General features: G+C 56.3%; 24 protein-coding genes. 11 read left to right on the top strand and 13 right to left on the bottom strand.

Going from position 1 to position 25458, the window contains the following annotated elements:
* Positions 1–100 precede the first annotated feature (100 nt).
* Complete coding sequence (locus tag N909_RS24865) at positions 101–1333, top strand: phospholipase A (protein WP_051689917.1); 1233 nt, start codon at positions 101–103, stop codon at positions 1331–1333.
* Between the two features lies 1 nt (position 1334).
* Here the strand turns inward: N909_RS24865 and N909_RS0117270 are convergent, their stop codons facing one another.
* The 5 genes from N909_RS0117270 to N909_RS0117250 form a co-directional block, all read right to left on the bottom strand.
* Positions 1335–1943 carry a DJ-1/PfpI family protein gene (locus tag N909_RS0117270; protein WP_051689916.1) on the bottom strand — a complete coding sequence of 203 codons (609 nt, stop codon included), beginning with the start codon at positions 1941–1943 and terminating at the stop codon, positions 1335–1337.
* Positions 1944–2001: 58 nt separating this feature from the next.
* The gene (locus N909_RS0117265; RefSeq protein WP_029917384.1) at positions 2002–2652 is read right to left on the bottom strand and encodes a GntR family transcriptional regulator; all 651 of its coding nucleotides are present in this window, start codon (positions 2650–2652) and stop codon (positions 2002–2004) included.
* 121 nt (positions 2653–2773) lie between these two features.
* Positions 2774–3457 carry a leucyl/phenylalanyl-tRNA--protein transferase gene (aat, locus tag N909_RS0117260; protein ID WP_029917383.1) on the bottom strand — a complete coding sequence of 228 codons (684 nt, stop codon included), beginning with the start codon at positions 3455–3457 and terminating at the stop codon, positions 2774–2776.
* 9 nt (positions 3458–3466) lie between these two features.
* Positions 3467–5713 (bottom strand): ATP-dependent Clp protease ATP-binding subunit ClpA, encoded by a 2247-nt coding sequence (gene clpA, locus N909_RS0117255; RefSeq protein WP_029917382.1) that lies wholly within the window; start codon positions 5711–5713, stop codon positions 3467–3469.
* A gap of 14 nt (positions 5714–5727) precedes the next feature.
* Positions 5728–6048 carry an ATP-dependent Clp protease adaptor ClpS gene (locus N909_RS0117250; protein ID WP_029917381.1) on the bottom strand — a complete coding sequence of 107 codons (321 nt, stop codon included), beginning with the start codon at positions 6046–6048 and terminating at the stop codon, positions 5728–5730.
* 87 nt (positions 6049–6135) lie between these two features.
* Between N909_RS0117250 and N909_RS0117245 the strand changes: the two genes are divergently transcribed.
* The gene (locus N909_RS0117245; RefSeq protein ID WP_029917380.1) at positions 6136–6507 is read left to right on the top strand and encodes a hypothetical protein; all 372 of its coding nucleotides are present in this window, start codon (positions 6136–6138) and stop codon (positions 6505–6507) included.
* Between the two features lie 54 nt (positions 6508–6561).
* Here N909_RS0117245 and N909_RS24020 read toward each other — a convergent pair whose 3' ends face one another.
* Complete coding sequence (locus tag N909_RS24020) at positions 6562–7248, bottom strand: YkgJ family cysteine cluster protein (protein WP_051689915.1); 687 nt, start codon at positions 7246–7248, stop codon at positions 6562–6564.
* A gap of 160 nt (positions 7249–7408) precedes the next feature.
* On the opposite strand from N909_RS24020, the gene N909_RS0117235 reads away from it, so the two are divergent.
* A complete protein-coding gene (locus N909_RS0117235) occupies positions 7409–8710 on the top strand; it encodes a DNA recombination protein RmuC (RefSeq protein ID WP_029917378.1) in 1302 nt (433 codons plus the stop codon).
* A gap of 19 nt (positions 8711–8729) precedes the next feature.
* On the opposite strand, the gene N909_RS0117230 is transcribed toward N909_RS0117235, so the two are convergent.
* Positions 8730–9206, bottom strand: a complete 477-nt coding sequence (locus N909_RS0117230) for a hypothetical protein (protein ID WP_029917377.1) — start codon at positions 9204–9206, stop codon at positions 8730–8732.
* Between the two features lie 130 nt (positions 9207–9336).
* Entirely contained in the window at positions 9337–10416 is a 1080-nt protein-coding gene (locus N909_RS0117225; protein WP_155005999.1) for a hypothetical protein, read from the bottom strand.
* Between the two features lie 485 nt (positions 10417–10901).
* Here N909_RS0117225 and N909_RS0117220 point away from each other — a divergent pair, with 485 nt between their 5' ends.
* The 4 genes from N909_RS0117220 to N909_RS0117205 all read left to right on the top strand — a co-directional run bounded on the left by N909_RS0117220 (position 10902) and on the right by N909_RS0117205 (position 13390).
* Entirely contained in the window at positions 10902–11483 is a 582-nt protein-coding gene (locus N909_RS0117220; RefSeq protein ID WP_029917375.1) for a LemA family protein, read from the top strand.
* On the top strand, positions 11483–12214 hold the full coding sequence (locus N909_RS0117215; RefSeq protein WP_029917374.1) for a TPM domain-containing protein: 732 nt from the start codon (positions 11483–11485) through the stop codon (positions 12212–12214). The genes N909_RS0117220 and N909_RS0117215 overlap by 1 nt, the downstream gene beginning before the upstream one ends.
* 86 nt (positions 12215–12300) lie before the next feature.
* The gene (locus N909_RS0117210; protein ID WP_029917373.1) at positions 12301–12939 is read left to right on the top strand and encodes a TPM domain-containing protein; all 639 of its coding nucleotides are present in this window, start codon (positions 12301–12303) and stop codon (positions 12937–12939) included.
* Positions 12940–13138: 199 nt separating this feature from the next.
* Positions 13139–13390 (top strand): SHOCT domain-containing protein, encoded by a 252-nt coding sequence (locus tag N909_RS0117205; protein WP_029917372.1) that lies wholly within the window; start codon positions 13139–13141, stop codon positions 13388–13390.
* 58 nt (positions 13391–13448) lie between these two features.
* Here N909_RS0117205 and N909_RS0117200 read toward each other — a convergent pair whose 3' ends face one another.
* Positions 13449–14714, bottom strand: a complete 1266-nt coding sequence (locus tag N909_RS0117200; RefSeq protein ID WP_029917371.1) for a tRNA(Met) cytidine acetate ligase — start codon at positions 14712–14714, stop codon at positions 13449–13451.
* Positions 14715–14729: 15 nt separating this feature from the next.
* The gene (sfsA, locus tag N909_RS0117195) at positions 14730–15422 is read right to left on the bottom strand and encodes a DNA/RNA nuclease SfsA (RefSeq protein ID WP_029917370.1); all 693 of its coding nucleotides are present in this window, start codon (positions 15420–15422) and stop codon (positions 14730–14732) included.
* Positions 15423–15579: 157 nt separating this feature from the next.
* Here sfsA and N909_RS0117190 point away from each other — a divergent pair, with 157 nt between their 5' ends.
* Positions 15580–17214: a fatty acid--CoA ligase gene (locus tag N909_RS0117190; RefSeq protein ID WP_029917369.1), complete on the top strand. Its 1635-nt coding sequence runs from the start codon at positions 15580–15582 to the stop codon at positions 17212–17214.
* Between the two features lie 153 nt (positions 17215–17367).
* Here the strand turns inward: N909_RS0117190 and ald are convergent, their stop codons facing one another.
* Positions 17368–18489 carry an alanine dehydrogenase gene (ald, locus tag N909_RS0117185; RefSeq protein ID WP_029917368.1) on the bottom strand — a complete coding sequence of 374 codons (1122 nt, stop codon included), beginning with the start codon at positions 18487–18489 and terminating at the stop codon, positions 17368–17370.
* A gap of 144 nt (positions 18490–18633) precedes the next feature.
* Here ald and N909_RS0117180 point away from each other — a divergent pair, with 144 nt between their 5' ends.
* The 3 genes from N909_RS0117180 (at position 18634) to N909_RS0117170 (ending at position 23199) form a co-directional block, all read left to right on the top strand.
* Entirely contained in the window at positions 18634–19110 is a 477-nt protein-coding gene (locus N909_RS0117180; RefSeq protein WP_029917367.1) for an Lrp/AsnC family transcriptional regulator, read from the top strand.
* Between the two features lie 160 nt (positions 19111–19270).
* The gene (locus N909_RS0117175; protein WP_029917366.1) at positions 19271–22558 is read left to right on the top strand and encodes an AfsR/SARP family transcriptional regulator; all 3288 of its coding nucleotides are present in this window, start codon (positions 19271–19273) and stop codon (positions 22556–22558) included.
* Between the two features lie 239 nt (positions 22559–22797).
* Positions 22798–23199 (top strand): response regulator, encoded by a 402-nt coding sequence (locus N909_RS0117170; protein ID WP_029917365.1) that lies wholly within the window; start codon positions 22798–22800, stop codon positions 23197–23199.
* A 22-nt stretch (positions 23200–23221) separates the two neighbouring features.
* Here the strand turns inward: N909_RS0117170 and rocF are convergent, their stop codons facing one another.
* Positions 23222–24112: an arginase gene (gene rocF / locus N909_RS0117165; protein WP_029917364.1), complete on the bottom strand. Its 891-nt coding sequence runs from the start codon at positions 24110–24112 to the stop codon at positions 23222–23224.
* A 16-nt stretch (positions 24113–24128) separates the two neighbouring features.
* Entirely contained in the window at positions 24129–25226 is a 1098-nt protein-coding gene (locus N909_RS0117160; protein WP_029917363.1) for a putative NPN-dependent ornithine cyclodeaminase, read from the bottom strand.
* Positions 25227–25458: the final 232 nt, after the last annotated feature.

The following is a 25458-nucleotide window of genomic DNA, read 5'->3' as shown; positions in this document are numbered from 1 at the left end:
TGATCGGAAACAGCTCGTTCGCCCCAGCTCCAAGCAAAGAACGTAACCGTTGTCATCCACCGTTTCCGGCTGACAACCAGCGACCCTGACAGGTATGCCAATGGTCCAACCCGGCAATGTATTCCCCAGTCTGAAACAAATCGGTTTACTCATCTTGACGCTGCTGCTGTTCTGCGCCGGAGTCGACGCGGCCCTGATTCCGGTGATCTCCCTGCCGCAGCAAAAGCCGACCGCCGGGGCGGTCATTCCCCTTGAGGTTTATTTCCACAACGAAGGAAATGACGCTCTGACCACGATTCTGCCAAGCCAGCTGCAATTGCTGGTCAGCACGGCAAACGGCAGTCAGCTGCAACTGAGCGCCTTCTGTGACAGCGCCGAAGAACAGATCCAGTTGCCTCCCGGATCTTTTCGCAAGCAGCAGTACAGCGTGAAAATACCGACCGACCTGCGCGGGGTGATCAGCTACCGCCTGGCCGGTTACAGCCAGGTGGGCGGCATGATGGTGATTGCAGCGCCGCAGTCGGTGCCAAGCGTTGGCACAGCAACAATCACTCCCGACCAGGAAGAACCTGAGGACCTTTCCCTGCGCAACCTGGAGTCGCTCTACCAGTCGTACGCGGCCAATTTTTCTCCCTATCGGCCAACCTACTTTCTGGTTGGCACCAATCCGCAGAAAAGCAAATTTCAGATCAGCTTCCGTTACCGCCTGTTCAACCCGGGTGGCAGTCTGAGTCAAAAATATCCCTGGCTTGAAGGGTTTCACATCGCCTATACACAGACCTCTTTCTGGGATCTGCAATCCGCCTCAGCGCCGTTTGAGGACACCAGCTATCAACCCGAGTTTTTCTACCTGACTTCAAACCTCAAATTCAGACCAGCCTGGATGGACGGTCTGTTTATTCAGACCGGGATCCAGCACGAATCCAACGGCCGCGGTGGGGCAGTCTCCCGCAGTACCAACTATGCCTATATCCGGTCCATGGCCATTTTCTACCATCGGCCTTCCCAGCTGGGAATGATGATCAGCCCCAAATTTCTGAGTTACATCGGCAATGATGACGAGACCAACCCGGACCTGCCGGATTATCGCGGCCATATCGAGCTGGAAACCCGCATCGGCCGAGCTCACAGCCTGATGCTGGCAACCAACTTTCGCTTTGCCGATAAAGGAACCTCGTTCCAAGCGGATTTAAGCTATCCGATATCGCGGTTGCTAAAGAACAACCTGGACATTTATTTTCATATCCAATACAGCAATGCGCTGGCTGAAAGCCTGATCAACTACCGCGACCGGACGGAAGCGATACGGGTGGGAATTTCTCTGGTTCGCTGAGTTAAGTCCGGGGCACCGGCACTGAGCGGTTCGCGCCCTCTTCCGGGCCGGTAAAGAATGGATAGTCCATCTGCGCGGCTATTTCCGCGCGGACCCTCCGGTCGGCCAGGCGCTCGACCAGGTAGAGACCGAGATCAATGGCAGAGCTGACCCCGCGGGCCGTAACCACATTGCCTTCATCGACCAACCGGGCGTCGACCACACGACGACAGTAGCGTTCCAGCTCCGGGTAGGCTTTGGGGTGTGTCGTGGCCTTTTTATTCCGCAAAAAACCGGCCGCGCCCAACAGCAGGGAGCCGGTGCAGACCGAAGCTTTCAGGGGAACCGCGGCTGCCGTCTGCAGCCAGGCGATAAATTCCGCATTATGCTGCAGGCTCCGGGTTCCGTGACCGCCGGGGATAACCACCAGATCGAAGCCTTCCAGCGAGCGGCCAACGCTGTCCGGCAAAAACCGCAGGGCCTGGTTATCAAAAACAATGTCGCTGAACGAACAGAGCTGCCACTGGAAACCGGGCATGAAATCCATTGATTTCAAGCGGGTCAAGGGGTCGTAAAAACCGATAAAATCGAGGGCCGTCATCTGGTCGAATACCACAAATGCCGCGCGCATAAGACAGTCTCCTTGAATCCTCTCTTGTTTCGAGCAATGGCTTAAGTTTGGTTCCGGCTCAGGCTCCTTGCCGCAGTTCGGCAATCAGGCTGCCGGTTTGCCGATAATGCTCGCGAATAACCTGCTCGATCCGCAACGGTTCTTGAGCATGAACCGCTTCGGCAATAAGCCGGTGGCGACGGCCGATCTCCCGAGCATCATAGAGCGTCCCCCAGTACTTATAAAAAAGAATATGCAGCTTCAGGCTGAGCCGGTTGGTATATTCGATCACCTGCAAATTATGACAGCGGCTGATCAGCAGATCATGGAACTGCCCTCCGACCTCAACGACCAGTTTCTGATTCAGAGCCAGAGCATGATTTTCCATCTCTTCAGTGAGGCCAAACAGGGTGTCGAATTCGTCCGCGGAAAAATTACCGCAACTTTCCATGACCGCATAGCCTTCCAAGACCCCGCGGGTCGTATAGCTGTCGATGATTTCTTTCGGTGAGAGCACCGGGATAAAATTGCCGACCTGTGGCCGGTAGTCGACCAGGCCGTTCATGATCAGTTCCTTCATCGCCTCGCGGATCGGCGCCCTGCTGATCCCCATCTGCGCTGCCAGCAAGCTCTCTTTAAGCTGCTGACCGGGGCTCAATTCCCCGGTCAGCAACAGCTCATAAACATGATCAACAACCTGGTCTTTGTAGGTTTTCTTAATAATGGCCATGTATCAAACGCTCCATCTGTCGCTTGTCGACATCTCTGAGCGGGAGTGTAGCATAAATCCACCTGTCGGCAGTTTGCTATTTTGCCCAGCGTTCCATCTGAACGAAACCTGACTACGGGCTTTAAAATCTGCTGACCAGATCGCCATAAGGGGGCACCAGCGCCTTCTTGAGTTGCTGCAGAAACTGCTCACGGGGGATTTCCCTCGCCCCCATGCTGACCAGATGGGCGGTGGTCTGTTGACAATCGAGAAGGACGAAATTTTGTTCACGCAGATGGCGGACCAGGGCCACCAGCGCGACCTTGGAGGCATTGCTGCGGCGACTGAACATGGATTCGCCGAAAAAACAGCGGCCGATACAGACCCCGTAAATCCCGCCGACCAGTTCATCTCCGTCCCAGCATTCGACGGAATGGGCAAAGCCGAGCCGATGCAGGTGCTGATAAGCCTCTTTCATCTCCTTGGTAATCCAGGTTCCCTGCCCGTCAAGGCCGGCCCGCAGCCGACGACACCAGTAAATGACCGCGGCAAAATGTTCATTGAAGCTGATCCGGAAAGGGGTCTTGCGCATAAAGTGCTGTAGAGAGCGGGAGACGTGTAATTCGGCAGGGAAAAGGACGCAACGCGGATCCGGCGACCACCATAGAATCGGCTCACCGGGATTGAACCAGGGGAAAATCCCCAGGCTGTAGGCGAGCAGCAGACGCTGCGGCGACAGATCGCCGCCGAGCGCCAATAAACCATAATCCTCAGCAGTCTCGACCGGGGGGAACCAGAGATCTTCATCCAGTCGATAACAGGGCATGGCAGGCCGTCAGGCGAAGCGGAAAGTAAATTTTCCGCCTTTGCAGCCAACCCGGACTTCACCGCCTTGCCGCAGCTGCCCGAAGAGAATCTTTTCCGCAAGCGGATCGCTCAACTCGGTCTGAATCAGGCGGCCCAGGGGCCGCGCGCCATAGAGCGGATCATACCCCTGCTTGGCCAGCTCGCGCCGGGCCACGGAAGAGACCTTCAGGATGACATTGCGTTCCGTCAATTGTTCAGCAAGCTGGGCAAGGAACTTATCAACCACTTGGAGCATGATTTTTTCATCCAGGGCGGCGAAGTTGACCACAGCGTCAAGCCGGTTGCGAAATTCGGGAGTAAAAGCCTTCTCGACGGCATTCTTCGGAGGAACCGCGTCGCGGGAACCGAACCCGATGGGCACAATGCTCATATCACGGCCACCCAAATTACTGGTCATAATCAGGATGACATTACGGAAATCGGTTTCTTTGCCGTTGTTATCAGTCAGGGTGCCATGGTCCATGACCTGAAGCAGAATATTGAACAGGTCGGGGTGGGCTTTTTCGATCTCATCGAGCAATAACACCGACCATGGATTTTTACTGACCTGCTCGGTCAGCAGGCCGCCCTGATCGAAACCGACATAACCGGGAGGCGCGCCGATCAAACGAGCCACCGAGTGTTTTTCCATGTATTCACTCATGTCGAAGCGCAGGAATTTCACTCCCAGCTGCGTGGCCAGCTGTTTGGCAACTTCGGTCTTGCCGACCCCGGTCGGACCGGTAAACAGCAGTGAGCCGACCGGCTTGTCGGGATGCCCCAGGCCGGCACGGGAACGGTGGATCGATTTAACCAGGCTTTCGATGGCCGGGTCCTGGCCGAACACCACCCGTTTCAGGTCACGCTCCAGGTAACGCAGGCGCTGCCGGTCGCTGCCCGAGACGGTGCGAATCGGCACCCGGGCCATGCGTGCCACGACCCGTTCGATATCCTCGACCCCGACCGGCCGGTTGGGATGACCGTCCAGTCGATGCTGGGCGCCGGCCTCATCGATGACGTCGATGGCCTTGTCCGGCAGATGTCGCTGGGGCAGATGTTTAACCGCAAGCCGCACCGCCGCATCGAGGGCTTCCTCGGCATAACTGACCTGATGATGTTCTTCATAGCGCGGACAGAGCCCCTTGATGATGGCCAGGGTCTCCTCGGCGCTGGGCTCCTGCAGGTCGATCTTCTGGAATCTGCGGGACAACGCCCGATCCTTGTCGAACAAGTTGCGATATTCTTCGTAGGTGGTCGAGCCGATACAGCGCAGTTCTCCCGAGCCCAGGGCCGGTTTGAGGATATTGGAAGCATCCAGGGAACCGCCGCTGGTGGCACCGGCGCCGACAATGGTATGAATTTCATCAATAAACAGAATCGCCCGGTCCCGCTGTTGCAACGAGACGACCACCGCTTTAAGACGTTCTTCGAAATCGCCCCGGAATTTGGTGCCGGCCAACAATGCACCCATATCGAGGGTAAATATCTCACTATTTTTCAGCAGATCGGGAACATTCCCTTCGGCAATTCGCAGGGCCAACCCTTCCGCCATGGCGGTTTTCCCCACCCCGGGTTCACCGACAAAGATCGGGTTGTTTTTGCGCCGCCGACAGAGGACCAGAATGGTCCGTTCAAGTTCCTGGTCACGCCCGATCAGCGGATCAATTTTTCCCTCGCGGGCCCGCTCGAGCAGATCGATGGCAAAGGATTTCAGCGGATCCGCCTGTTTCGGTTTGCTCTTTCCTCGGTCGGTGGCAGGAGTTTCCCCAGGCCGCTCGCTGGACTTTTCCGTGGTTCGCCGGGTCGACTGACCATGGGAAATCTGGTCGAGCAGGTCAACCCGCTCAATCCCCTGACTCTGCAGGAAGAAGCAGGCGTGGGAGTTTTCTTCTTCGAGGATCGCCGCGAGCAGGTCACCGACGCCGACTTCGGCCTGCTGCGACGACTGCATATGCAGGACCGTTCTCTGCAGCATCCTTTGCAGGGCCAAGGTTTGCCGTGGCACTTCCTCGGTTTCCACCCCTTCGGGCAGATGTTCGAGATGCATATCGAAGAAATTTTCCAGCTGCTGCTTGAGATCGTCGACATCACCGCCGCAGGCAGTCAGAATCTGCTGACCGACACCTTCAAACAACAAAGCGTAAAGGACATGTTCCGTGGTCAGGTACTCGTGCCGCCGCCGTTGCGCTTCGCGCACAGCCAGGGTAAACGCTATCTGGACATCTTGATTAAACATCTCTGCCACCGTTGTTATGCCTCCTCAAGCGTACAGCGCAAGGGGAAACCCGCTTTACGGGCCCGCAACCGTGCCTGGTCTGCTTTCGTTTCCGCAATCGCATAGGGAAACGTCCCGCAATGGCCGACGCCCTGAAAATGAATCGTCAACATAATTTTTTCAGCATCTGTCGGAGACTTATGGAAAACCTGTTGCAAGACCTCAACCACAAATTCCATCGTGGTATAATCATCATTATGCATCAGCACCTTGAACAGTGACGGCGTGGCCACATGCTCTTTGGTTTTGACTTGAACTTTCGCCTTGTTGCCGGTATTGGTATCAGAATTTCCCATACAGTCCCACAGTCCTCATTATTCGTTAACGCTAGCAATGTTATCACAAAGAAACGCTCACGAACAGCCTGACAAAAAAGAGATTCCATGATGCAGACTCCCGCCAATCGTCGTAAGCGTTCCGACCCGGTTCTTCGCCTGCTGACCTGGTGTCATTCAGCAGCGGTCATCGCGCTGGCAGCAGCGCTTTTGATCTTGGCCGTGGCCAAGCCCAAAGTGGAAACCTTCTTCGATCGTTATTATGGAATTGCTCTGCGCAAAACCTGGGACCTGGAACTGGCCAATTATATCGGGGTCATGCTGGTGATCAGCAGCCTGCTTGGCATTGTCGGTCTGATCCTGAACAGCAGGCGCTTGCGGCGCAAGGATGACCATATTCATGTAACCCTGCTGATCAGCCTGATCATCTCTCTGGTCGGACTGGGATTTTTCGTCCGTTTTATAATGCTGGCGCATTAACAGGCGGTAAAAAAACCGCCTGTTAAGCTCAGCCCGACGCGGTACCCATCGGAGTTACGGATACAGGTCTGCCCAGGTAAGGGGTTGGTCACGTCCCCACGGGGTCTCTTCCCTCGGATGGCGGAGCAGAAAGCGCACCAGCCCGCTTAACTGAAAGCTGCGGTCGTCCCAGCCAGCCAGAGCCAAACCAGCGGTCAGCGCGGTGAACAGGGTTTCGTAAAGCCGTTGCTGAAATTGGTGCATGACAATCGGCGCGGAACAGCCGCAGACCTCGGCGACAACTGCGGCCCGGCAAAGCTCCGGATCGGTGGAGGTCACACTGCGGCAGATCAGCGGGCGGACCGGATGGACCAGGCAATGACCGGCGGCATCGAGAAAAGCGCAGGGGCGATGCATCAAAACCCGTTCACCGTCCTCAATCCCGCGCACGTCCCGCCACAGTTTATGGAGCCGCTCCAAAATGTCGTCCTGGTCAATGGCAGGAGTATCGACCAGATAGCGGGCCACGGCAACCGCCTCCGGGAAAGAACTGGCCACATTGACCACACAGCAGGTCCCGCAGCCCGGCCCGCAGGCGATCAAGCTGCGATCGCCGGCGTCTTCGTTGGCGAGAAGCCCTTCCGCCTCATCCCACAGCGAACGCAACACGGCCAACACCTCGTCCAGCGCGGCAGCCCCTTGCCCCGCAGCACAGAACCTGTCTCGGGTGACCCGGTAGAGAAGAGAAAGATCACTGTTCATCGCAGAATCCTTCCTGTCTACAGCTGGCCCGGTTATGGACTGCCTGCAAACTCTTTCCATTCTAGCCGCAGATCGCGACAAGAACAAACCTGCGCCTTGTCGATTTCCCGCCGCTCTGCTATCGTGTCCAGAAATCCCACATATATTCCAAGGGTTATCAATGATCTCAGAAATTGACAATAATCTGCTTGTGGCGGCTATCGGTCTGGCTGGCGCCCTGACCTGCGGCGGCTTGATCGGCTATCTGCTTGGGACCGGCCGCCGCCGCAGACGCGTTGCCGAACTTTCCCAGCAGCGGGAAGAACTGGTCAAAGAGCTGGCCGGATACCAGGCCAGGCTCGAGGCAGAGCGCAGCAGCGGCCAAGAAAAACTGCACCTGCTGGAAGAAAACCGCCGCCAGCTCGAAAACAGTTTTCGAGCCCTCTCCGCCCAGGCCCTGGAAGCGAACAACCGCAGCTTTATGGATCTGGCCCAATCCAAGCTGGCCACGATCCAGCAGGAGGCCAGGGGCGACCTGGATCAACGGCGGCAGGCCATCGACCAACTGGTTCAGCCCCTCAAGGATTCCCTGCACAAGGTGGATGGTAAAATCGAACTGCTCGAGCGGGCGCGCAGCGGTGCCTATGCCCGCCTGGAAGAGCAATTAAGGAGCCTGCTCAGCAGCCAGCAAAAGCTGGAATCGGAAACCGGCAACCTGGTTCGCGCTCTGCGCACGCCCGCGGTCCGCGGCCGCTGGGGAGAGATTCAATTGCGCAAGGTTGTGGAGATGGCCGGGATGGTCAATTACTGCGACTTTCTGGAACAGGAAACCGTCGACAGCGGCAGGCTGCGCCCGGACATGGTCATCAAGCTGCCTAACGGGCGCAACATCGTGGTCGATTCCAAGGCCCCGCTGCAGGCCTACCTGGAATCGCTGGAAGCGAACGATGACGAACAGCGTGCAGCGCTGCTGACCAGGCATGCCCGGCAGATTCGCGATCACCTGGGAAAACTGTCGAGCAAAAACTACTGGGAACAGTTTCAGCCAACCCCGGAATTCGTAGTCCTGTTTTTGCCCGGGGAAACCTTTTTTTCCGCAGCCTTGGCCAAAGACCCGGGACTGATCGAAGCGGGGGTCGACCGCAAAGTGCTGTTGGCCACACCGACCACCCTGATCGCCCTGTTGCGCTCGGTCGCGTACGGTTGGCGGCAGGAACAGCTGACTGAAAACGCTGCCGCGATCAGCCAACTGGGGCGGGAAATCTATGACCGCCTGGCCACACTGAATCAACATTTTCAACAAATGGGAAAAAATCTGGGCAGAGCGGTAGAAAGCTACAACAAAGGGATGGCGTCCCTGGACAGTCGCGTCATGGTTTCCGCACGCAAGTTCAAGGAACTCGGCAGTGGCAGCAGCAAGGATATTGACACGCCGGAACAGATCGAAACCGTCCCCCGCGCAGTCCAGCTACCCGAGGATTAACCGCGCGAAGGGGGTCCGGTCAGATAAACAGGGCAACAAAACCGCCGACGGTTCCGGCAGCTTTCAAGTATTGACCGACTTTGTAATAACCGCTGTCACAGTCCGGCTGGTCGGGTGAGGGATCGAGACCCAGCGTACCCATGGCCAAAAATTTAAGGTCATCGGTTCCGAAGTCCGACTCATCCTCGTCCCCCCCCCCTACCTTCGCTTCCTCCACCGGAGCGGCGGCACCAGTTGCGACCTGCCCAACCGGTTGCTCATCTCTGCCGGTTGGGGCCGTATACAGTTCCGGCTTAAGCGATCCAAGATCACCGTTGCCCGGCTGGCCGTCATTCGCCGCCGGTCCGGCGTTCGCGGAAAGAGATACGGTATCCAAAAGCGCAGGAGCGCTGGCAGCACCTTCGTTTGCACCGGAAGACGGAACTGCCGACTGAAAATCCGGCAATGAGTAAGCGGCAGACTTGGTGATATTATCTGTTGGCTGTCCGATGATCATAGGCCCTCCTTTATAAAGGATAGGAAATTATGGTTGGTCTGGTTAAGAGTAAGCTAACATTTGCAATACAGGCAACAAAACTTTGGTAACATTTTATTAATAACAACTTAAATCCTGCGCGCCGCCCGCCTCAGACCGAGAAGCGATAATTTCGCAACGGACAGACGCCACAGATAATAAGCCACAGGTTCTGCTGCACAAGATCTGCTGCCGATACCGACTGATCCACAGCGGGAACGGAGGAAGACGCCGCCGGCTTGGCATCACCGCTCCCCGAAGAGGTCTTGTCCGGAACATCCTTGCCCGGTGTGCCCAGGGTGGAAGCGGGCATAGGCATGCCCCGGGAAACATTGGCAAAGGTAAACAGGGCGGTATGATCGACGATTCGGCGCAAGGCCAGAACATACTGGTCACGGCCTACGGAAAAGCTGATCATCTCGCCAAGGCTGAGAATTCTGAACTCGTCATTAAGGAACAGTTCGACACTGGACTGTTTATCCGTAAACAGATTGTATTCATAATTGATCTGCTTGACGTAGAGAATAAATTTATCCGGGACCAGCTCAAGGTAATCGTTATCGGATGCCTTGATAATATGCCCGGTTGAACGATCCTGACCGGCGGCGGACAGATTTTCCTGAACACCGACCTGTTGCTGCAAAGCAGCGACAGTCCGATCATTGCGCACCAGTACGGAGGAAACCCCGAGGACTTCGCCGGTATCCTTACGGACCAGTTCCACCCCGATTTTCACTCCATTGGGAAGATCCACCGTCGTACCGATGACATAGGCGTCGATCCGCCCACTTCTGATGGTAAACAGCCGTGCGCCAGGATCAACCGGTGGCTTGGTGGCAGTTGTGTCAGCAGCGCCCTTATCCTCCCCCGGATCAACCGGGGCAAAAACCCGAAAATTACCGAACCGGGCCAGCCGACTGACAAACTCGGATTCCAAGTACTTCTCAAGCCGCCCCGTTCTGCCGTTTAGGTTGGAGACCCCCTTGACCCCGACATCATAAAGGGAGTAGCCACGCAGTTGATCTGCCACCTGCGTCATCAAACTGGCCAGCTGACCATCCAGGCCACTATCATAATGGACAACCCCACGCTGCAACTTTCCTCCGGGAGTTCCATGGCGCCACCACAATGGATGCCAGCCGGTACACCCGGAGAGAAAAACAACCGTCAGCAGCAAGCAGAAACATCTCATGTCAGCACCTCGTCCATCAAATAGGCTTACATCAAAAGTGAAATAACTCTTCCTATATCGAACGATGGGCCACTAAGTTATATGGGAGTTGCGTTAGTCGATTATTTTTTTAAAACAACACTGAATATACACTTCAACAACCTGTTTTTATTATATTTTCTCAAAATAATATTCAATTGAGGCACATTTAATTTCATCACAACATTGAGCTAACCTGTTAACATTAAAGGAAAACTCCTGGCACAAAGAGGAAACGGCCAATCATTTCAATCAATTATCTACAGCCAAGACAATTCTATACAGAATAATGCTAATGAAAATGTTTCGTTACTAAATGCAGACAGCACCCTCCGCAACCGCAACAAACCGGAACGACCCAGCCAAGACCGCTATTTTTCATGCTCACCGCTGAGCAAATCCGTCCACATATGCTATACTGCCTCCCTTGTCATCAGCATCCGTCACAATCGGGAGGTAAACGTTTTATGAAAATTAAAGTCTTACTCATGCTGCTGAGCAGCGTACTGCTGTTAAACGGCTGCGGCTATAACACGATTCAGAAAAACGAGGAAGCGGTCACCGCGGCCTGGGGTGATGTCGAGGCCACCTACCAACGCCGGGCCGACCTGATCCCGAACCTGGTTGAAACAGTCAAGGCGTATGCCGCTCACGAACGGGAAACCCTGACCGCTGTCACCAATGCCCGGGCCAAGGTTGGCCAGGTCAGCCTCTCGGCAGAGAATCTCAACAACCCCGCCGCCATGCAGAACTTTCAGCAGGCCCAGGGGGAATTGTCCGGTGCCCTCTCGCGGCTGCTGGTGGTTGCGGAACGCTATCCGGACCTCAAGGCCAACCAGAACTTCCGTGATCTGCAGCACCAGCTCGAAGGGACTGAAAATCGCATCAATGTCGCCCGCCAGCGCTATAACGCTGCGGTCCAGACCTTCAACACCTCGATCAGGACCTTTCCCAACAACCTGACCAATAAGTTTCTGCTCAAGCTGGAACGCAAGGAACCGTTCAAAGCTGATGCCGGCGCAGCCACAGCTCCCAAGGTATCCTTCTGATGCGCAGGCTGTTTTTAGCTCTGGTTATTTTGTTGCTGAGCGGTTTTCCCGTTCAGGCTCTTGATGTCCCGCGACCGACCGGCTATGTCACCGACCTGGCCAAGATGATCTCGCCGACCACCAGGCTCAAGCTGGATCAGTTTCTGCAGCAGTTCGAAGCCAGCGATTCGACCCAGATCACGGTCCTGACGATTCCATCGCTGGAAGGAGCGGTGCTCGAAGACTATTCGCTCAAGGTCTTTGACAGCTGGAAACCGGGCCAGAAAAAAAAAGACAATGGTGCGCTGCTGCTGATCGTCAAAAATGATCACAAAATTCGGATCGAGGTCGGTTATGGCCTGGAAGGCCGTTTGACCGACCTGCTCGCCGGGCGGATCATTGACAACGAAATCTCCCCCAGATTTAAACAGGGGGATTTCGACGGTGGAGTGGTCAGCGGGGTCGTCGCCATGGCTGAAGCAGTGCGCGGAGAATACCAGGGGACGGGAAAAACCGCAGGTCACAAGCGGAAAAGCAGTCCTTTTGGACTGCTTTTTCTGCTCTTCTTTCTCGGTCCGCTGCTTGGCCGTATCGGTGGGCGCAGAAGTGGACGTTCCCGCCGCAGCGGAATCTTCTTCGGCGGCCCCTTTATCGGTGGGGGCGGCGGTTTCGGTGGGGGTGGCTTCGGCGGCGGAGGGTTCTCCGGTGGAGGAGGAGGTGGCGGCGGTGGCGGGGCCTCCGGCGGCTGGTAAACAAGCAACCCGGAACAGGGCTCAAGAACCTCATTTTTAATACATCAGAGACCGGCAACCACAGTGGAATAGGGAACGAGGCAGGCATGGCAACAGCAGCTGATTTTTTTACCGCCGAAGAACAACAACGCATCGAAGAGGCCGTCAAAGCGGCTGAACTGACCACCAGTGGTGAAATCGTGCCCATGGTGGTCGATTGCTCCTATGAATATCCCCGGGCCGAACTGATCGGCAGCGGCACTCTGTCGCTGGCCTGTGGCCTGTTCGTCAGCTGGGCTGTAGGCGGTGAGTCAATCTGGTGGTTCCTACCGGTCTTCTTGATTACCTTTGCGCTTTTTTTTCTGGTCATCAGGGCTTGGCCGGCCTTTAAACGCAAGCTGATCCATCCCGAAGAATTCACCATTGAAGTCAAGGAAAAGGCCATGGTCTGTTTTCTGGAACAGGGGCTTCACGAGACCCGCGACAAGACCGGAATTCTGATTCTGATTTCCCTCTTTGAGCGCCGGGTGCAGGTCTTGGCCGACAGCGGCATCAATGCCAAAGTCCCCCAGAATACCTGGGACGAGATCGTTGCCATGATCGTCACCGGGCTGAAAAGTGGGGCCGCCTGCGCTGCCACCTGCCAGGCCATTGCCCGCTGCGGCGAGCTGTTGCAGGAACATTTTCCGCGCAAGGATGATGATACCGACGAACTGCCCAATCTGATTATCGAGCAGAAGAGCTGAACCTTACGGCGCACAGCCGGACTTAACAATTCTTTACACCGCACGACCGGCCAGCGGTGCTACCCTTGGGATCGGTTAAAAGGATCGCCCGCTAACGCGTCACAAGGAAAAACTGCATACGTCAGCGGGCAGGACAAAGAGGCCACCGACGTTATCATCTGCTTGCTATCCGGCAAACCTTTTGCGAGGAGAGTTCATCATGTTCTATGGTCACCACTCTGGCTGGGCCTGCGGCCCGTTCGGTTTTAGCGGACCAGGAGGAATATTCACCCAATTACTGTTCTGGCTGTTGATCGCCTTTATCATTTATCAACTGTTTCGCCTGTTACGGCGACCGGCTTATCACAGTCGCAGCAACAGCGCAGCCCTGGATACGCTGAATCAACGCCTGGCCGAGGGCGCGATCTCGCAAGCGGAATACGATGAAATCCGCAAGCGCCTGTCCTCCTAAACCCGCCGCATCCAACGTAACCGGTCGGGAACCGGGACTCGGCAACGGCAGAGTTCATTCAGCTGTTATGACCGGCCACTGATTCAATGATCGGCTCATAAAAATCCCGGCTCTTCCGCCCGGCATGCAGATTTTCCAGCAACAGCCCATAGATGCGGGTCGCGGTCAGTTCCAGCTGCAACTGCCGCATGGCCAGCTCATAACGGGCCGAGCCTTGATCATAGCGGCGTTTGAGCTGGGCAAAGATCCGCGAGAAGTTCTGCACCAGGGGAACGTCCCGACGGGTCCTGGTCCTGGCCAGGAATCGCCGTCCCCGACTGCTGACACCGAGCAGATGCAAATACTGCGGCCCGGCCGCCAACAGCTGCTGGGCAGTCTCTTTTTCCAGCCCCAGCAGGATCGCAACCAGCATGCGTTGAATGCGCGTCCGAGTCAGTTGTCGCGACTTGCTTCCCTGGATCAGCTCCTCCAGGTCAGCGGCAGCATCGGCACTCTCCTGCAAACGGTTTTCAATCCCGTCGTCAACCAGCCAGTAGCGACTCAGCTGCTCTCCGGCACTGTAAATTTTCCCCAACAACAGTCTGAAACAGGCTTGCGCTGAAAAGGTTTGCCCACGAGCCAGGGTCTCGTCCAGAATGGCGGCAACGGCAGCCGGCACCAGCTGACTGACCGGCTCCGCAGCAGCCAGTCGGGCACGGATTCCGGTGGCACTGGCGATATCACCGCAGACATCCGTGGCATGGTACCCCACGCCACGCCGGGCAATGGTCAAGGGTTTCATGGCGCTGCCCGTCTGGTTCAAGGCCCGCAGGTATTCGATCCCGAGAATGTTATTCGGACCGGCCAGAAGAGCCGCACCGTCCTCCGTCCCGGTCAATTCGGCCAGCACCATGGCCCGTGCCTGCGGATAGTTCTGTCCGCCGCGCAACAGTCTGGCGGTCCGCTCCGTCACCAGGGCATCCTGCTGCTGGAGCAAATCCGCACATTGGCGCAGCGGCGCCAATTCCCCGGACTCACTGCCGAAACAGAGACTGTCAATGCCGCCCAGCAGGGTCAAGGACTGAACAGCCCCCCGCGCAAAATCCGGCGCGCTGCTGCAGGCCCAGGGCAAAGGCAATTCGATGACCAGGTCGACTCCGGCGACCAGCGCCATGCGGGTGCGCACCCATTTGTCCGCCAGCGCGGCGGCGCCGCGCTGCAGAAAGTGGCCACTCATGACCGCGACCGCAACCTCGGCATCTGCCACATGAAGGCTTTGCCGCAAATGATAGAGATGGCCATTGTGAAAGGGGTTATATTCGGTAATCAAGCCGACGCTACGCATGCGCACCCCTCGGCTTCACAGCAGGACCGGCAAGGCTGAGCCGGTCCGGTTGGCCGTGGGCGACACCTCGGTTCTATAGGCCAGAACTTCCACCCCGCCGGCCACTACTTCGCGCAAGATCCGCCCATACTCAGGATCGATCTCATCAGCAGGAGCAAAAGCCTCGGCTTCCTGGCGCTGCACCAGGAAAAAGATCACCGCCCGAAAACCATTGCCCCGGGCCGCCAACAGCTCGCGCAAATGCTTCTGCCCGCGCAGAGTCACGGCGTCCGGAAAACAGGCGACGCTGTTCCGGCAGCAAAGAGTGACATTCTTCACCTCCACCAGGACCCTTTCCGTATCGTTTTCCAGCAGAAAATCGATCCGGCTCGCGCCGATGCTGTATTCCGGCGTCACCCGATAGCCGCTGAGACCGGCAATCCAGCCCTGCCGCAAAGCCTCTTCAACCACCCGATTGGTCCGCTGGGTATGGGTATCCACCCAATGTTCCCCGACTTGAATCAGCTCCAGGGTATAGGGAAGCTTACGTTTCGGGTTTTGCGCTTTGGACAATAATACCCGATAGCCCGGCACGGCACACTGCTTCATGCTGCCGGTATTCGGGGTATGAGCGGTCACCACACTGCCGTCAGCCAGTTCGACATCCGTGAGAAAACGCTTGTAGCGACGCAGCAAGGTCCCCTCAATAAGGGGGGAAGGAAGTTTCATCGGTAGTGCCTCCGGTTCAGGTGAAGGGCCATCTTAACGGGATAATAAGGACGCGACAAGCAACAATCCTTGCGCATGCTCGACGATAATCGTATAGTTCGCTTTCGCCAAATTCATACTTTGCCCCTACGACATTCTTTCACAAAGAGGTGAGCCCATGACCGAAAAATTGATTCAGCGCACAGCTTCGGCCTATGCCTATCCCCTGTTGATCAAAAATCTTCTGCAGTCCCCGATTGTCGACGACCCGCTACAGGAAATTGTCTACCGCGACCAGTTCCGCATGACCTATGCCGAGTTCCGCCAACGGATCTGCAGACTGGCCAATGCCCTCACCGAAATGGGCGTGCAGCCCGGGGATACGGTTGCGGTCATGGACTGGGACAGTCATCGCTACCTGGAATGTTTTTTCGCCATCCCCATGATCGGGGCGGTGATGCATACCGTAAACATCCGCCTGTCTCCCGAACAGGTGCTGTATACCATCGACCATGCCGAAGACGATTATCTGCTCGTCAACGAAGAATTTCTGCCTCTGCTCGAGCAGATCAAGGGGCGGATTGATACGGTGAAGAGCTATGTCTTGTTGCAGGATGGGCAGCAACAACCCGAGACCACCCTCTCCTTTGTCGGTGAATACGAGGAACTGCTCAGTGCGGCTGACGACCATTTCGAGTTTCCCGACTTCGATGAGAACACCCGGGCGACGACCTTCTACAGCACCGGCACCACCGGCATGCCCAAAGGCGTCTATTTCAGCCACCGCCAGCTGGTTCTGCACAGCCTCGGTGCGATAGCCGCGTTGGGCAGTGTGCTGGATCAGGGGCGGGTCCATCAGCGCGATGTCTACATGCCCATTACGCCGATGTTCCATGTTCATGCCTGGGGTTTTCCTTACATGGCCACAACCCTCGGAATCAAACAGGTCTACCCGGGACGCTACACTCCGGATATGCTGTTGAAACTGGTTGCCAAAGAAGAGGTCACCTTTTCCCACTGTGTGCCGACTATTCTGCACCTGCTGATAAACCATCCCCTGTTTGCCCAAACCGACTTGTCCCGCTGGAAAGTCCTGATCGGTGGCGCAGCCCTGCCCAAGCAGATGTGTAAAACCGCCCTGGCCCGCGGGATCGACATCTATTCCGGGTACGGCATGTCGGAGACCTGCCCGATTCTGACCATCGCCCATGTCACCGAAGCGGACCTGAGTCCGGATGAGGAGACCGAGATCCGCTGTAAGACTGGCCGCCCTCTCCCCCTGGTCGATCTGCGGATTGTCGATGAAAAGCTGGAGGATATCCCGGCCGACGGCACCAGCGTCGGTGAAATTGTGGTGCGCGCGCCCTGGCTGACCCAGGGCTATCTGAAGGACCAGCGCAACTCCGAAGCGCTTTGGCGGGGTGGGTATCTGCATACCGGCGATGTGGCGAACAGAGATAAAAACAATTACGTCAAAATTACCGACCGCATCAAAGACGTCATCAAAATCGGCGGCGAATGGATCTCTTCCCTGGAAGTTGAAGACCTGCTCTGTTCACACCCGGCAGTGGCCGAAGCTGCGGTCATCGGCCTGCCTGACAGCAAATGGGGTGAAAAGCCCCTCGCCCTGATCGTCACCAAAGAAGACATGGCGGTCAGCGAGAAAGAACTGCTCGCCCATATTCGCGGGTTCATCGAAAAAGGGATGATCTCCAAACAGATCGTGCTGCTGAAGTTCAAATTTGTCGAGGCCATCGACAAAACTAGCGTCGGTAAAATCAACAAGAAAGTACTGCGGGAAAAGCATGCCTGAACCGACAGGCTGGCATCAGCCCGGTTGCAAAAGAAGACTCAATTAACGGGGTCGCCCCGCTCAGCAACGAAAAAACCGCAGCAAGTAATGTTTGGCTGCGGTTTTTTCATGCCCCGATTATCCGGTCTTTTGCTGCCGAGGCCTATGGCTTGGTCAGCAAGCCTGGAGAATGTCGACAGCCATGGTTAATTCCAGGCCGAAAGCTTCGGCAACCCCGGGATAACAGACCTGTCCAGCCACGATATTCAATCCTTCCAGGATCCCGGGATCTGCCTGCGCCGCTTCCCGCCAGCCGAGATCGGCCAGTTTAAGGGCGTAAGGCAAGGTTGCGTTGGTCAATGCCATGGTCGATGTCAAGGGCACCGCCCCCGGCATATTGGCAACACAATAGTGGACCACCCCATCAATCACGTAAATCGGTTCGCTGTGGGTCGTCGGCCGCGAGGTTTCGAAACAGCCACCCTGATCGATGGCCACATCCACCAGCACAGAACCGGGCTTCATGGTGGTCAGCATATCACGGGTCACCAACTTGGGAGCCTTGGCCCCATGCACCAGAACCGCACCGACCACCAGGTCGGCCTCGGTCACCAGCTGCCGAATTGTGGCCGGGGTGGACATCAGCGCAAAACAGTTCTTGGGCATGATTTCATCAAGATAACGCAACCGCTCAAGGTTGCTGTCGAGCAGATAGACCTTGGCGCCGAGGCCGGCCGCCATCTGCGCCGCGTGAACACCAACCGTCCCGCCGCCGATCACCAGCACCGTTGCCGGTGCAACACCGGGCACACCACCCATCAGGATGCCGCGCCCCCCCTGCGAACGCTCCAGGTACTTGGCCCCTTCCTGGGCAGCCATCCGTCCGGCCACTTCGCTCATGGGCGTGAGCAGCGGCAGCTGGTCGCTGGCGGAAGTAATGGTTTCATAGGCGACGCAAACCGCCCCGCTGGCCAGCATTGCGCGGGTGAGCTCCTCATCGGCGGCAAAGTGGAAATAGGTGAAAACGATCTGCCCGGGACGAATCAGGGCATATTCCTGCGGCTGCGGCTCTTTGACATGCATGACCATTTCACAGCGGGCATAAACATCCGCCGCCGAAGGCGCAATCTCCGCACCTGCCGTCCGGTAGTCCTCGTCACTGAACCCGCTGCCCAGGCCGGCCATTGTTTCGACCAGCACCTGGTGCCCATGGGCCAGCATGACTTCGACCCCCGCAGGAGTCATACAGACACGATTTTCCTCAACCTTAATCTCTTTCAGCACTCCAACAACCATAGCGGGCTCCTTTCGGACATAAGCGGCAGGAATAACCGGACGAATTTCTATTTTGTCAGTTTATCAGCAAATTTGCGGAGTATCCTTGCAAAAAAAGAGGATTTTTCATTGTAAAATAGCGAATTCCGTTGCTAGAATCGCCCTATGTCGAATTATCCTTCAAAAAATCAACTTGATGCAATTGATCAACGAATTTTGACGGCGCTACAAAAGGATGGCCGGCTCAGTTTCGTGCAACTGGCCGAAAAGGTCGGGCTATCTGAATCCGCCTGCCTGCGGCGGGTCCGTCTACTCGAACAGCAAGGCATTATCGATCGCTATGTCATGCTTATCAATCAGGCCGCGGTCGGTAAACCCGGGACGGTCTTTGTCCAGGTCACTCTGGAAGGACAGCAGCAGGACAAACTGCAGGATTTCGAAAAGGAAATCGGTCGGGTTAAAGAAGTCATGGAGTGCTACCTGATGTCCGGCGACAGCGACTTTTTACTGCGGGTCATCATCCGCGACAACGAAGACTACATGCGGATCCACAATCGGCTGACCAGCCTGCCCGGCGTTCTACGGGTGCAGTCCTCCTTTGCCCTGAAAACAGTCCTTAAAAAAACGGAACTGCCTCTTTAAGAAGGCTTTTTCACGCCTTTCCCGCAAAAACAATTATATATTTCAGTCAAATTGACTTAATATTCGTTTTACAACTGTTAAATCACCTGAATCCCGCAGCTGTTCGCGGGTTCCCTGGCATAGGAACAGGCCTGTTGCCTTCACCGAATCGTGAATTCATATGAATCCGATCCAGCATGGAAAATTCAGCCCTCCTCTTTTTGACCCCGCCCGGCATCTGCTGCGCAAAAAGGTCATTCACGGGCTGCAATCCCAATTGCAGGCAGACCGGCACACCATCGTCATCGAAGGACAACCCGGCCAGGGCAAATCGCAGCTGGCGGTTCAGTTTCTCAGCAGCACCGGGAAAAAATTCGCCTGGCTGCAACTTGCCCCGGACGACGGCGACCCGGTCCTGCTGCTCCTTGAACTGTTGGACACCTTGCGGCACGCCTTGCCTGAATTCCGCGCGCCGCAAGTGGAGGACTGGTTAGCGCAGAAAGGTCCCCTGCCACTACAGGTTTCTCAGCTGGCCGAGCTTTTACTCGAGGATCTTGAAAATCACTTGGTCAACGAGTTTTTCCTGGTGCTGGATGACCTGCATCTGCTAAACGGGCGGCTCCAAAGTCAGAGCGTATTGACTGCGCTGCTGATCGCACCACGCCAAAAGGTGCAGTTGCTCCTGATATCCCGCCAGCCGGTCTTTCCTGTCCTGCTGGGAAAGCACCCTCCACCCCCGGCGGTGATTCTTCGCAACGACGATATATCCCTGAACCGGCAGGAAATTGCCGCGCTCTTCAATGACTGTTTGAACATTGCGGTTTCATCCGCCACGGTGAATGACCTGTTCCAGGCTAACGGAGGCTGGATCATGGGCTTACTCCTTGCTTCCCGGCAAAAAGCAGGCCCCCGGCCTGGGAGCATCAGTCAAAAAGCCTTGGGCCCGGATACGTTTCTCAACTATTTTGCAGAGGAGATTTTAGGCAATCTGCCACGCCAGCTGCAAACCGCGCTGATCCGCCTGTCATTGCTGGATGAGATCCCTGCAGGACTGGCCACCATTATCGGCGAAGATCCAGCGATTCAGGAAAAACTGGCGTTACTTGAAAACCAAAATTTTTTCATTCGCTCCCTGGATCCGCAGCGAACCGTTTTTTCTTACCATCATCTGTTTCGTGACTGCCTCACCACCCTTGCCAAAAACAGCTTGTCGGACCAGGAGATCAAAAAAATCTGGGGGCAAGCCGGCCAATGGTATGCCCCGGCAAGAGCAGAGATTGCTCTGGGCTATTTTTTACGCGCAGCTGATTTCAACGCGGCCCAGGACGTTCTCAGCAAAATAGGCATGGACCTGCTGGCCAGCAACCGCTTGGTCACGCTGCAAAGTCTACTCGCCCCGATCGCTGAACAGGTCTACCCCCATTATCCCTGGCTCGCGTTTTATAATGGCGTGATCCTCCTGGACAGCGCCCCGCCAACTGCGCGAAGCTTTTTTGAACTGGCCCTGGAAGGATTCATCCGCGAGGGGAATGAAACCGGAGAACTCCTGGCCTTGGTGCAGTTAGTCTATTTCCATTCCGCGGTCGACTGTCAGTTCGAGACCGGCCGGCAAAGACTGGAGCGTGGCATTGCCCTGTATGAAAAACGGCGTCATGCCCTGGATGCCATGCAGCAGGCACATGCGGCCAATGTCTTTGTCATCGGTCTGACCCTGTTCAGTGTCGATCTGGAACGAACCCACCCTTTCGCAGATTTCGGCCTGGCCGAAGCAAAACGGCTGAACAGCAAAGGCCTGGAAGCTGAAGCGCGCATGGCCCGCTGTTATCGGGATTTGTTTGCCGGAGACTTGACGTCCTGCCGCCGGGAAGTGGAACAGTCCCTGCCGCTGTTGCAAAGCCCGCAGGTAAGCCTGGTCAATAAAGCGGCCCTGCAACTGGCTCACCTGAATCTTCTCATCAATGAAGGAAGGCGCGCTGACTTTGAATTTCATCGGCGTCGTTACCTGAAGTGTTATGGTGAAGAGCTGATTGAACACAGTTCTTTTGGCGCTCTTATCCGCATGTGGCAACTCGACCTGGCCCTGGCTCGCGGTGATGATCCCAGCATGCAGGACATTCTGCAAGTCGCCCTGGCCAGTGACTTTGGCAGCACCCTGCCACATATGCGCAGCCTTTACCTGCAGTACCAGGCCTATTCAATGGCCCGGCTTAACCACGCCGACAAAGCGGTTCAAGCCCTCCGGGAGTCTCTCCGCTTAAGACAACAGGCCGGGGGCTTGGATTTTATTGCGATGAACAATTTGCTGCTCGCAGCGACCTTGACGCGGCTGGGACAATACCCGGAAGCGCTGGAGTTGCTCCACAAAGCACTGGACATATCCATCAATAGCGGCGAAATTTTTATCCGCCCCGGTCTTCATGCCTACCGGGCCTGGACCTATCTGCAACAAGAGAAACAGCAGCTGGCCACCAGAGAAATAACCAAAATGGCCGACTGTCTTTCCAAAAGTGCATTTCAATCCTTCTACGGCTGGGACCCGGAGGTGATGACCGACCTCCTGGCAGAAGCCGCGCGACAAAAACTGGCTTTGGAACCGTTAGCCAAGCTGTCTGCCTCACGGCTGCGGATGTCTTTTCTGGAAGACGGTCGCCCGCTGCATCAATTGACGATCAACTGCCTGGGGACACTTGAAATTTCTTGTCATGGGCGGCAGATCTCGCATATGGATCTGTCTCCCAGCATGCGCCAGCTGCTCGCGTTGCTGATTGTAGCGCCAAAGCATCAGCTGCTTCTGGAAGACATCCAGGTCAAACTTTGGCCGGACAGCCCGCCCCTGAAATCCCGCTCAAGCTTCGACAATCTCATTTCACGCTTGCGTAAACTCCTGGATAATATTCTGCTCAGCCCTTCGGCCAAAGACTATCTCACCTTGCAAAATGGTGTCCTCTGCCTGGAAAATTGTTATTTTGACTTTATCGATTTTACCAGCAAGATCCGGCAGGGCATCCGCCACGTCCGCAAAAAGGAATTCTGGCAGGCGGATCTGGCCTTTGCCGCGGCACTGACTCTCTGGCAGGGGGGCTTTCTCCAGGGCATCCCTTTAAATGACCAGGGGCACCTGAAGGCGCAGGATCTGCTGTTACTGAACCTGGAAGGCTCGCAATTCTGGTTTGATCTATTGGTTGAGTCCGGTCACCCTGATGAAGCGATCACCGTTGCCAATAGGGCTCTGCTGGTTGATCCGACCCATGATGTTCTGGTCAGGAAGCTGTATAACCTCCACACCCACTTCGCTCAGCGGGTGCCGGCCAAAAAAGTTCTCCAACGTTATGCGCTTGCTCTTGAAGCTGATGGTTTTACCGCACAGGAACGAGAACACATCCTCGAATCATTCTGGGGCGCATCCGACATGGCAGGTCAGACCACAAGCGGCTATTTCCCCGAGAGAGCCAGAAACACCGAGGCCTGATCTGCAACGCTGAACAGTACGGCGGATTCAGCGGTTCCAGATTTTTTTAAGCTGCCGTTCGTTTTTTTCCACTCCCTTTGCAGTCTCCCCTGAGCTTTAAGAAAAATATGAGATGCTCAGGTCACAATGGCCCACAGCACGATCCATTGCTGGCTAAAAACGCATCGGCCCGAAAACCTTGGTAAAATGGAAACACCCCCGTTCCACCAGACCGGGTATCGGTTGAGACAGGAGGAGTTATGTCGACACGCCATGCCGTTGTCTTTGATGATGATGATTTTTTCCTGAGCATCATGGTCAAGCTATTCCGGGCTCTCGATGTCAAAGTGACGGCTTTTTCCGATCCGGGCTGCTATATCTGTTCCCAACCCGGAATCACCGCATGCCCGGTAGCATCGCCCTGCACCGATTTTCTTTTAACCGACCACAAAAATCCACAAGGGATGGACGGCATAGACTTTTTGAAAAGAACTCACCGGCTCGGGTGCAAGATTCCCCGCCACCGCAGGGCTATCATTTCATCGGATTGGAAGGCTGAAGACCGGACAGAAGCCGAACTGTATGCCGGACAGGTTTTTGAGAAATTCCAGGCAAAGGAAAAGCTCTCCGCCTGGATCACGACGGCCCTGTTTACCTGTTAGGTTCCTCTCCCCCTGGCCGCCCTTAGAAGATACTTTTCCCGAACAGGGATTCGGCAAGTTCCACGGCAATTTTTGCAGTCCGGTTTTCAAGGTCGAGGATGGGATTGATCTCGACGATATCCACCGCGGCCAGTTTGCCGGTATCGGCAATGGTTTCCATCAGCAGCTGGGCTTCCCGGTAGCTCAGACCTCCTGGGGACGGAGTACCGACCCCCGGGGCCTCGTGCGGCTCCAAGCTATCCATATCAAGACTGACATGCAGGAAATGGTGGTTGGCCAGTTGGCTCAGGGCTGCCCGGGCAATCGCCCCCATGCCCTGTTCATCGACATCACGCATGGTATAAACCGTCACCCCGCTCTGTTTCAGCCAACGCCGCTCTTCCCGATCCAGGTCCCGCAGCCCGATCATGACCACATCCGTTCCGGCGATTTTAGCGCCCGGCCGGCCGATATTGAGCAGCTCCGGATAGCCGGTCCCAAGCAAGGTTGCCAGGGGCATGCCGTGGACATTCCCGGACGGGGAGCTATCCGGACTGTTGGCATCGCCATGGGCGTCGATCCAGATAATGCCTACCGGCTTTCCGGCGGTCACTCCGCCGATGGTCCCGATGGCCAGGGAATGGTCCCCGCCCAGAAACAACGGGATGTCGCCCTCCCGCACGGCGAGAGCTGCGGCCTCGTAGGCCGCCTCACAAACCTGCCGAATGGCGCTGAGCAGGGACTCCTGATCGGTTGTCGACAGGGTGTCCCGTACCGGCACATAGAGGTTGCCCGAGTCATGTAATTCGTACCCCAGCGCGCGCAGACGGGTCGACAATCCGGCGTAGCGGATAGCGCTCGGCCCCATATCGACCCCGCGCTGGCTCTGGCCAAGATCGATGGGAATGCCGATAATGCGGATGGTTCTGCTCATAAGTCCCTCGTCCCGGTCAGCCCCGCCTGAGATTGTTCCACAGGTTCATCATGAAATCCTGGACATTGGTCAGTATCGCCACGGCCTGGGCCGAGCCCCGATTAGCCAGTTTATCGGCACTGAATTCAGTCATATCAACAATGAAAAAATAGACCGGCCGCACCGCCCCGTCCGGCATCACCCGATAACTCGGCACCATGTTGCCGAAGGCGATGGAATGCAGCTGGGTGGCCAGGGCGATGACCGTGGTCGCTTTGCGAGCGTGCAGGCGCATGGCATCCTGGGCTTGGTAGACATTGCCGATAACTTCGGGCAAGGGCCCGTCGTCGCGGATGGAACCGGCCAGGACATACGGGACATGACATTTCTCACAGGCGTAGATGATACCGTTATCCAGCCCCAGTTCGACAATCGTCCGTGAAATGGAGCCGCGTTTGCGAACCTCGTTGAGGATATCCAGATGGTTGTAATGACCCAGCGGCTGCAGGGTCTGCGAGTAGATGTTCTGCCCGAGGCCGGTTTGGAAACGGGCCGCCTCGAGATCATGGGTGGCCAGGGCGTTACCGGCCAGCAGCACATGGCAGTAACCGTTTTCGATCAGCCCCTGCATGGCGTCTCGGCTGTCCTTGTCAAAGGCCACCGCCGGACCCAGCACCCAGGCGATGTTGCCATGCTCACGATCATGGCGAAGCACCTTGTAGAGTTCGTCATAGGACCGGGAAAAAGGCGTTTCCCGGGTTCCACGGGTGCGAAAGGAAAATTTGTCGACCGCCGTCTCAGCCGGGGAAACAAAACCTGTGGTATGGACAAAGATTCCTTCTTCGCCATTTTCAGTGCGCCCGACCGCAACCAGATCGCCCTGCCTGACCCGGCGCGCTTCGACCACCTCCAGGGCATCCCCCTTCAGGACCAGAACCGCGTCCATGCGGCTTTCCGGCGCCAGCAGCCAACGCCCCTCGCCCAGATGAACATATTCCGGATGGTTGGAGGTGCCATGATACTGCGCGGGGACAACCCCGTCCTGCGGAGCCGGCTCAAACCGGGCCGAGGGAGCATCGCTGAGGCCAGGCTGGGTAAAATCGGGAGGAGTATAAGAGGGAATAAACGATTCCATAGGGACCTCCTTGTAGGAAGAAATTCGCTGCGCCACAGTCAGTTACCGATGCCGTCATGGCAAACGGAGGAACTGTTCTTATCCTGAAAGGGTAGCCTGAAAAAACATTTTCCACAACGCGCCGCGGTAGAATTTCCGCCACTGCCGGACAACGTCGGCAAACCTCGCCAATCCGCCGCCAGGAGCGAAATCTGGGCAGCATCTGGTTCATGACGTTTTTCAGAAATTTATT

Source organism: Pelobacter seleniigenes DSM 18267, assembly GCF_000711225.1.
In the GTDB taxonomy this organism is placed as follows: domain Bacteria; phylum Desulfobacterota; class Desulfuromonadia; order Desulfuromonadales; family Geopsychrobacteraceae; genus Seleniibacterium; species Seleniibacterium seleniigenes.
The sequence above is the reverse complement of the archived record's forward strand: the minus strand, read 5'-3'. Positions and strand labels throughout refer to the sequence as shown.

Excerpts from the sequence above, each read along its gene's own strand:
- ald (WP_029917368.1), bottom strand. The coding sequence starts at position 18,489 with ATGGTTGTTGGAGTGCTGAAAGAGATTAAGGTTGAGGAAAATCGTGTC.
- rocF (WP_029917364.1), bottom strand. The coding sequence starts at position 24,112 with ATGAGCAGAACCATCCGCATTATCGGCATTCCCATCGATCTTGGCCAG.
- N909_RS0117175 (WP_029917366.1), top strand. The coding sequence starts at position 19,271 with ATGAATCCGATCCAGCATGGAAAATTCAGCCCTCCTCTTTTTGACCCC.
- N909_RS0117220 (WP_029917375.1), top strand. The coding sequence starts at position 10,902 with ATGAAAATTAAAGTCTTACTCATGCTGCTGAGCAGCGTACTGCTGTTA.
- sfsA (WP_029917370.1), bottom strand. The coding sequence starts at position 15,422 with ATGAAACTTCCTTCCCCCCTTATTGAGGGGACCTTGCTGCGTCGCTAC.
- clpA (WP_029917382.1), bottom strand. The coding sequence starts at position 5,713 with ATGTTTAATCAAGATGTCCAGATAGCGTTTACCCTGGCTGTGCGCGAA.
- N909_RS24865 (WP_051689917.1), top strand. The coding sequence starts at position 101 with ATGGTCCAACCCGGCAATGTATTCCCCAGTCTGAAACAAATCGGTTTA.
- N909_RS0117180 (WP_029917367.1), top strand. The coding sequence starts at position 18,634 with ATGTCGAATTATCCTTCAAAAAATCAACTTGATGCAATTGATCAACGA.
- N909_RS0117250 (WP_029917381.1), bottom strand. The coding sequence starts at position 6,048 with ATGGGAAATTCTGATACCAATACCGGCAACAAGGCGAAAGTTCAAGTC.
- N909_RS0117245 (WP_029917380.1), top strand. The coding sequence starts at position 6,136 with ATGATGCAGACTCCCGCCAATCGTCGTAAGCGTTCCGACCCGGTTCTT.
- aat (WP_029917383.1), bottom strand. The coding sequence starts at position 3,457 with ATGCCCTGTTATCGACTGGATGAAGATCTCTGGTTCCCCCCGGTCGAG.
- N909_RS0117200 (WP_029917371.1), bottom strand. The coding sequence starts at position 14,714 with ATGCGTAGCGTCGGCTTGATTACCGAATATAACCCCTTTCACAATGGC.
- N909_RS0117235 (WP_029917378.1), top strand. The coding sequence starts at position 7,409 with ATGATCTCAGAAATTGACAATAATCTGCTTGTGGCGGCTATCGGTCTG.
- N909_RS24020 (WP_051689915.1), bottom strand. The coding sequence starts at position 7,248 with ATGAACAGTGATCTTTCTCTTCTCTACCGGGTCACCCGAGACAGGTTC.
- N909_RS0117230 (WP_029917377.1), bottom strand. The coding sequence starts at position 9,206 with ATGATCATCGGACAGCCAACAGATAATATCACCAAGTCTGCCGCTTAC.
- N909_RS0117210 (WP_029917373.1), top strand. The coding sequence starts at position 12,301 with ATGGCAACAGCAGCTGATTTTTTTACCGCCGAAGAACAACAACGCATC.
- N909_RS0117170 (WP_029917365.1), top strand. The coding sequence starts at position 22,798 with ATGTCGACACGCCATGCCGTTGTCTTTGATGATGATGATTTTTTCCTG.
- N909_RS0117215 (WP_029917374.1), top strand. The coding sequence starts at position 11,483 with ATGCGCAGGCTGTTTTTAGCTCTGGTTATTTTGTTGCTGAGCGGTTTT.
- N909_RS0117225 (WP_155005999.1), bottom strand. The coding sequence starts at position 10,416 with ATGAGATGTTTCTGCTTGCTGCTGACGGTTGTTTTTCTCTCCGGGTGT.
- N909_RS0117270 (WP_051689916.1), bottom strand. The coding sequence starts at position 1,943 with ATGCGCGCGGCATTTGTGGTATTCGACCAGATGACGGCCCTCGATTTT.
- N909_RS0117160 (WP_029917363.1), bottom strand. The coding sequence starts at position 25,226 with ATGGAATCGTTTATTCCCTCTTATACTCCTCCCGATTTTACCCAGCCT.
- N909_RS0117265 (WP_029917384.1), bottom strand. The coding sequence starts at position 2,652 with ATGGCCATTATTAAGAAAACCTACAAAGACCAGGTTGTTGATCATGTT.
- N909_RS0117190 (WP_029917369.1), top strand. The coding sequence starts at position 15,580 with ATGACCGAAAAATTGATTCAGCGCACAGCTTCGGCCTATGCCTATCCC.
- N909_RS0117205 (WP_029917372.1), top strand. The coding sequence starts at position 13,139 with ATGTTCTATGGTCACCACTCTGGCTGGGCCTGCGGCCCGTTCGGTTTT.